Genomic DNA, 759 nt, shown 5'->3' on the forward strand with positions numbered 1-759 from the left:
GTTCACCCCGGGACACGACCGCGCCGAGCGGGCCGAGGGTGCGGTCGCCGGCCTGGCCACCCTGGTGGTGGGGGCGGACGTGCTCACCGGCTCGCGGCTGCAGTTCAACGGCGTGGTGGGGTACTCGGCGCTGGAGGGCGGCCGGTACGCCGGGCTGGGCACGGTGGGCCTCGGGGTGTTCATCGCCGGTTCCCTGCTCAGCGGGGGCTGGCTGGCCCAGCAGGTCCGCCGGGCCTGGCGCCCGATGGTGATGGTGGCCGTCGGCGGCGCCGCGGTGGTCGTCGTCGGCAGCCCGTACTTCGGGTCGGACTCGATCGGCGCGATCGCGCTGACCGCCGGGCTGAGCATCGCCGCGGCGATCTGCAGCGGCGGCTGGTTGACCGTCAGCCGGCTGGCCTGGGCCACCATGGCGGGGCTGGCGGTCACCATCGGCTTCGCCGTGGTCGACCTGCGCCGGCCGGCCGCCGAGCGGGGCAGCCTGGGCCGATTCCTGGCCGCGCTCGGCGACGGCACCGGCGGGCTCACCATGCACCGCTCCAGCACCTCGAACATCGAGACGCTGATCAACAGCCCGCTCACCATCCTCGCCCTGGCCGGCGCGGCACTCGTCTGGTTCGCCCTGCTGCAGCCCTGGGGCGGCCTGATGCGGCTGTTCGGCATCTACCCGACGATCCGGGCCGCGATGGCGGGCACCGGCGTGGCCGCCGCCATCGGCGGCGTACTGGGCGGGTCGGCGCTGGACGTGGCCGGGGCGGCGGG

The 759-nt window shown here is 75.9% G+C and carries 1 pseudogene; it reads left to right on the forward strand.

From position 1 onward, the window contains the following. A pseudogene (locus tag DKL51_RS30885) lies at positions 1-759 on the forward strand (hypothetical protein); the annotation flags it as partial.

The organism is Micromonospora globispora, assembly GCF_003857015.1.
In the GTDB taxonomy this organism is placed as follows: domain Bacteria; phylum Actinomycetota; class Actinomycetes; order Mycobacteriales; family Micromonosporaceae; genus Micromonospora; species Micromonospora globispora.